We start from the raw sequence: 5,597 nt of genomic DNA, 5'->3' as shown, positions 1-5,597 counted from the left end.
CGTCGCCGCCCGCTTGGACCTCCGCTCCGCGAGGCGCCGCACCCGACCGACCGGCCGGTCCCCTCCCCGCCTTCGCCGCCGGCTTGAACCTTCGCTCTGCGGGGTGCCGCGCCCGGGCGGGGCGCCCGCCCCTCCCCTACCGCTGCCGTCGCCGCCCGTCTTGACCTTCGCTCCGCGAGGCGCCGCACCCCACCGACCGGCCGGTCCCCCTCCCGCCCTCGCTGCCCGCTTGAACACCCGCTCCGCGGGGCGCCGCACCCGGCCAGAGCGCCCGCCCCGCCCCTGCCTGCGCCGTCGCCGCCCGCTTGAACCCTCGCTCTGCGAGGCGCCGCGCCCGGGCGACCACCCCCACCCTGCCCCTACCGCTGCCGCCGTCATCCGCCCTGGTAACCGTCCCGGCGGAGCAGCTCCAGCAGCTCGTCCTCGGTCGGGGTGTGCACCTGCTCCAGCACGCCGCGCAGGAAGGCGGTGTCGGCGTCACCGTCGTAGGCGGTCACCGTCACCGCCCGGTCGCCGAAGTCGCGGTGGAGGGAGAGCGCGGGGTCGCTGTTGGCGGTGTCCCGGGTGACCGCCTCCACCAGCCCGCCGCCCAGGTCGGTGCAGCTGCGCACCTCCACCGCACCGCACCAGGGCCCGTACTCGGCCTCGCCCGGGCCGGAGGGGTCATAGAGCGTGTAGTCGATCATCGGGCCGTTCCCGGTCTCCGGACCCGCCCGGTAGACGACGCTGAACGCATGCGAATCCGCCCACCCCATCGCGTCCTCCTCCGCCGAGGCGGCGTCGGGGACCAGCAGCTCTCCGGGCTCCCAGGGCAGGGCCGCGGTCAGGTCATACAGGTCCCGCCGGTCCTGCGCCCGGTGCTCGGCGGCCCACTGCCAGGCGCCGAGCACGACCAGCACCAGCGCACCGGCGAGCAGCGCCCGCCTCTTCCTGAGCGCCATCGGCCGCCCCTCCTCCGGCGTTCCCGCGGACCCGGCGGCGCTTCTTCGCCGCCCCTCCGGCCGCCCGCCCCTCTCAAGGCCACCGGCGGCTCAGCACCGTAGCAGCACGGCTGCGGGGCGGTCCGCGCCCCGCCCCGGATTCCCCCGATCCGCCCGGGAACACGCCGCGCCCTCCCGGAGTGGCACCGGGAGGGCGCGGACGGGGACAGGAGGCGGCTCAGGAGCGGGCGGCCTCGGTGTCCGGGCCCGTGAGGGCGGGGTCGGCGGGGGCGATGCCGGCGACCGGTTCCGCGGCGGCCGCGGCCCGGTCGGCCAGGTGCGCCCGGACCGACCAGGCCACCGCGCCGGCCCAGGCCAGCCAGATCAGCGCGTAGATCCCGGTCTCCACCGCCCCGGGGAGAACGACCAGGTCGGCGCCGAGGACGGTGCGGGTGTTGGTCAGGATGATCACGCCACCGACGGCCGAGCCGAGCACCCGGGGCGGGAACCTGCGGACGATCCACGCCGCGACCGGCGCCGCCGCGACGCCGCTGACCAGCAGCACGGCCGCCCAGGTCAGGTCGATGCCCCCGGAGCCGAGCCCGACCAGGAAGCCGAGGCTGGCCGAGAGCGCGATGATGAACTCGCTGGTGTCGATGGAGCCGACCACCTTGCGCGGCTCGATCCGCCCGCTGGCCAGCAGCGCCGGGGTGCCCACCGGCCCCCAGCCGCCCCCGCCGGTGGCGTCGACGAACCCGCCGACCAGGCCGAGCGGGGCGAGGAACCGCTTGCGCAGCGGCTTGCCCAGGTTCCGGGTGGGCATGCCCCAGGCGGTGAACCGGACCAGGATGTAGACACCGAGCGCCATCAGGATCCCGGACATGAGCGGCGCCGCGACCTCGGTCGACAGCCAGCTCAGAAAGGTCGCCCCGGAGAACGCCCCGACCGCCCCGGGCAGCGCGATCCGCCGCACCACCTTCCAGTCCACATTGCCCATCCGCCAGTGCGCGACCCCCGAGGCCAGCGTCGTCCCGATCTCGGCCAGATGCACCGTCGCGGACGCGGCGGCGGGGTTGGTCCCGATGATCAGCAGGAGAGTCGTGGACGTGACGCCGTACGCCATGCCGAGACTGCCGTCGACCAGCTGCGCGAAGAAGCCGACGATGGCCAGGAGAACGAGGGTTCGCATGGGGCCTTCCGGGAGCCGCTACCTATCCGACTTGTTAAGTAGGAATAGTGGGGTGTTCGAGGGCTCCGCGTCAACCCCCGCCCCTGCCGCGCGAGCGCGGCCGCCCGTAGGATGGCGCCGCTGCCGCAGCAGGTCCCGGCGACGGCGGCGCTCGTTTCAGCGACACACCGGGGTCGGCCGCACTACCGGAGGTTCGCTGAAATCTGGAATCGGAGCCACTGGGTGACCTGGGCTCTGGCCTTGGGCTTTACCTTGGGGTCGCCATCCGCCCTATGAGGGATAGAAACCAGTAGACCCACACGATGGCCATCTGTGCGTCCAGGTCGCCATCCGCCCTATGAGGGACAGCGACCCACCCGCCGCTCAGCCAAGCTCAGTAGATGATCGACACGATCCGGCAGGCCGCCCGGGCCAGCTCCCGGTCGCCCTCCACCTGAGCGCGCTCCCAGGCCTCGTCCGGTCGGATGCCCCGGGTGCACAGGCGCCAGGCGGTCTCCGCGTCCAAGTGGAGGACGGCCGCAGGGGCGCCGGCGTCCGGCTCGGCCAGGGACCATCCCGCCCCCGTCGCGGTGGCGGTCCAAGCACCCCCGGCCGCCCCGGTGACCTGCACCCGGATCTGTGTGCCGAGGGGCGCCCCGACCTCGCGCAGGGTGTGCGGCAGGGCGCGCATGAAGGTGTCCAGGACCGTGGAGAGCGGCCGCTGGTCCGGGTCGGTTCCCTGGCCGACGGCGTGGCGGATCTGCTGGCGGTGGGTCCAGTACTCGGTGAAGTCGCGGGCACTGTCCAGCCACATCGGCGACGGGTCGGCGCCGGCCCAGGAGACCCCCAGGGACGGCGCCTCGGGGTCGGCCTCCTCGTAGAACCGGACCGCCTGCCGGCCGATCAGGTCCAGGGTGTCCGTGAGCGCGGCCGGGCTGACCCGGCGGTAGGCGTCGACCCACTCCTGATTGATGCGGTGGATGAACCGCTCCAGCGTCTCGCCGGGCGCGAAGGCGGGCCCCTCCTCGTGCCCGTCGCGGTCGCGGGCGAGGCGTCCGTAGAAGTCACCGAGGATGTGGGCGGCCAGGTCGCGCACGCTCCAGCCCGGCACCGCCTCCCTGCCCCAGTCGGCGGGGGCCAGCCCGCGCAGCGTGGCCGTCAGCGCGGCCTGCTCCGGGGCGAACAGGGGGCGGGCGTCGATCGGGGGGCCGAGCCGGGAACGGTCCGGCGTTTCAGCACTCTGGAGGCTCATCAGGAAAGACTCGTCCCATCTGGGGTACCGGCGGTCCGACCGTACGCCACCGGTCGAGCACCGGGCCACCGGAAATTCGCGGTGAGCGCCGCGGCCGCCCGGCAGCGTGTCCCGGCCACCGCACCTCCAGACCTCCAGCGGCCTGATCGGACGCCACCTCGCATCCGGCCGCCGCGTTCACCCGGTGCCGAACGCCGACGCGACCGGCCCGGTCAGGAATTCGCGGATGGCGGGAGCGGTGGCGCGGGCGAGGTCCGCGGCGGTCCGGAGGTCGTCGCCGATCGAGACCGCGGCCAGCCGCCCGTTGGGGAGGGAGCCGGCGGCCTCTTCGGCGAGAGCGGTGGGGTGGCGTGGGTCGGTGCCCGGGAAGACGAGGGTCGGCACGGTGATCGCCGCGAGTTCGCCGACGCTCCGGAAAGAGCGGTCATGGCCGATGGAGGCCGCGGCCACGATGCTGGCGGGGTCCGATCGGGGGATGGCGTCGCGCACCATGGCGCCGACGACGGGAGGGAACCCGGCGAGGATGGGCTCCCAACCCGCCTCGATGCCATCGGCCTCGACGCGGGCGGCGAACGCGTCGAGGAAGCGGATCTCGGCCTCCTTGGCCTCGTCGTCCTCGATGTCCTCGACCCCGATGAGCACGGCCGCCCGGACCCGGTTCGGGTATGCCGCCGCCGTCCGGAGCGTGATCGTGGAGCCCAGGCCTGCGCCGGCGAGTACGGCACTGGAGACGCCGATGTGGTCCAGGAGCCCGATCACGTCCTCGACATATTGGTCCCAGGTATGGCGGGCCGGGTCCTTGCAGACCGACCGGCCGTAGCCTCGCAGGTCGGGCAGTACGACCATGAAACGATCGGCGAGCCGTTCGGCCAGGGGGAGCATGCTCTCGCGGTCGGGGCCGCCGGCATGCATGAGGACCAGGGCCTGCCCCTCGCCGGTGACGGTGGCGTGCAGGGTGCAGCCGTCGGCCGCCTGGCGGCTGATCTCTTCCATGAGCCGAATCTAGAGCGTCCGCACCGGCCTCCGGTACGCCTTAAACCGCCAACGGATACCGGAATCCCGCCACTTGAGGACTTTTCATTCTGCTTCGCGGAGCCGGAGCACGAGCACGGCGGGTGTTCTCTCCAGCGCGACGGCCGCGCGGCAAATCCTGCGCCTCCCTGCACGGCCTTGGACAGATCCGGCCATCCCAGCACACGCTCCGTGTCGAAACGCTATATTTCCGTACCGGCCGGTGAGGTAAAGGGACGCGCGAGCTGGTGATGATGGGGATCTCCGAGGTCCAGCTCTTCATCTCCGAGGCGCAGAGCACCGCCGACCTGGCCAACGCCAGTGACATCGTGGCCCGGGTCGCGCGCGTGACGGTCGGGGCGGTCCGGGTGGCCGGCGGGGAGCTCGTCATCCCGGCCTCGCTCGACACCGGCGCGCCGGCGCCCGACCGGATCGTCGCGCCGGCCCGCCGAGGACGCCCCTGCGAGGGTGCCGCAGCACATGAAGAAGACCCGGATCTCCGCGGCCGGTGGGTGAAGCGCCGCTGGCACGCCCTTCCTGAACTGCCCTCCTGTCGCCATCAGCCCTATGAGGAGCGGAAACCGCCTTCCCGAAGTCCGGCGAGGAGGCCGCGCACGCCGTCGGCGGCCGCTCGGGCGGCCGGGGTGGGCGCACGTCCTCGCCCCCGTCGCGGGGCCGGGGTGTTCCGGCGCCCGGCCGCGGCGGCGAGGGAGTCGGAGATGCGTTTCAGGCCCTCCGGGTCGACCTCGTGCTCTTCCGCGTCGTCTCCGAGCGAGGTCTCCGCAGAGGGCCGCACCTCCTGCCCTGCCTCCGGAACCACAGGTGGTGGCGGGTCCTGCCCAGGGAAGCTGCGGCACGCTTCCCCACACACCGCGCAGCTTTCGCCCGGAATGTTGCGGACCGAGGGATGGGCCGGGCAGGTTCGGGCGGCTCTGCCGCCGGAATCGGTGATGAATCCGGGGGCGGTGTCCGCAGCCTCCCAGATCCCCCGTCCATCCCCGCCGTCCCCGACGGAGGCGGGAGAGGCGGGGAGGCGAACGGGACCGGTGAGGCCGGTGGCGTCATCGCCGCGCGGCTCCGGCGGCCCCGGCGGCAGCGGCACCCCCGCCCCGACTCCCAGCCTTCGGGCGTTCCAGGACCGCACCGACTCCGCCGAGGCCAGCCGCGCCAGCAGCGCCGGATAAGAGATCATCTCATTTGGATTCTCGGTAGCCTGGCCGTGTGTCGATGGTTGAACGCCTTGTGC

4 protein-coding genes are annotated in these 5,597 nt (G+C 73.6%); all 4 read right to left on the bottom strand.

Annotated features, from left to right (window positions below):
• Positions 1–374: 374 nt before the first annotated feature.
• The 4 genes from D459_RS0130075 to D459_RS0130060 all read right to left on the bottom strand — a co-directional run bounded on the left by D459_RS0130075 (position 375) and on the right by D459_RS0130060 (position 4,333).
• The gene (locus D459_RS0130075; RefSeq protein WP_017596701.1) at positions 375–941 is read right to left on the bottom strand and encodes a hypothetical protein; all 567 of its coding nucleotides are present in this window, start codon (positions 939–941) and stop codon (positions 375–377) included.
• 217 nt (positions 942–1,158) lie between these two features.
• The gene (locus D459_RS33365) at positions 1,159–2,109 is read right to left on the bottom strand and encodes a sulfite exporter TauE/SafE family protein (RefSeq protein ID WP_017596700.1); all 951 of its coding nucleotides are present in this window, start codon (positions 2,107–2,109) and stop codon (positions 1,159–1,161) included.
• Between the two features lie 373 nt (positions 2,110–2,482).
• Positions 2,483–3,340: a maleylpyruvate isomerase family mycothiol-dependent enzyme gene (locus tag D459_RS0130065; RefSeq protein ID WP_017596699.1), complete on the bottom strand. Its 858-nt coding sequence runs from the start codon at positions 3,338–3,340 to the stop codon at positions 2,483–2,485.
• Positions 3,341–3,517: 177 nt separating this feature from the next.
• The gene (locus tag D459_RS0130060) at positions 3,518–4,333 is read right to left on the bottom strand and encodes an alpha/beta fold hydrolase (RefSeq protein ID WP_017596698.1); all 816 of its coding nucleotides are present in this window, start codon (positions 4,331–4,333) and stop codon (positions 3,518–3,520) included.
• Positions 4,334–5,597 lie beyond the last annotated feature (1,264 nt).

The sequence above is a fragment of the Nocardiopsis potens DSM 45234 genome, assembly GCF_000341105.1.
Classification (GTDB): Bacteria; Actinomycetota; Actinomycetes; order Streptosporangiales; family Streptosporangiaceae; genus Nocardiopsis_A; species Nocardiopsis_A potens.
The sequence above is the reverse complement of the archived record's forward strand: the minus strand, read 5'-3'. Positions and strand labels throughout refer to the sequence as shown.

Coding starts and splice junctions, on each gene's coding strand:
- D459_RS0130065 (WP_017596699.1), bottom strand. CDS start 3,340: ATGAGCCTCCAGAGTGCTGAAACGCCGGACCGTTCCCGGCTCGGCCCC.
- D459_RS0130060 (WP_017596698.1), bottom strand. CDS start 4,333: ATGGAAGAGATCAGCCGCCAGGCGGCCGACGGCTGCACCCTGCACGCC.
- D459_RS33365 (WP_017596700.1), bottom strand. CDS start 2,109: ATGCGAACCCTCGTTCTCCTGGCCATCGTCGGCTTCTTCGCGCAGCTG.
- D459_RS0130075 (WP_017596701.1), bottom strand. CDS start 941: ATGGCGCTCAGGAAGAGGCGGGCGCTGCTCGCCGGTGCGCTGGTGCTG.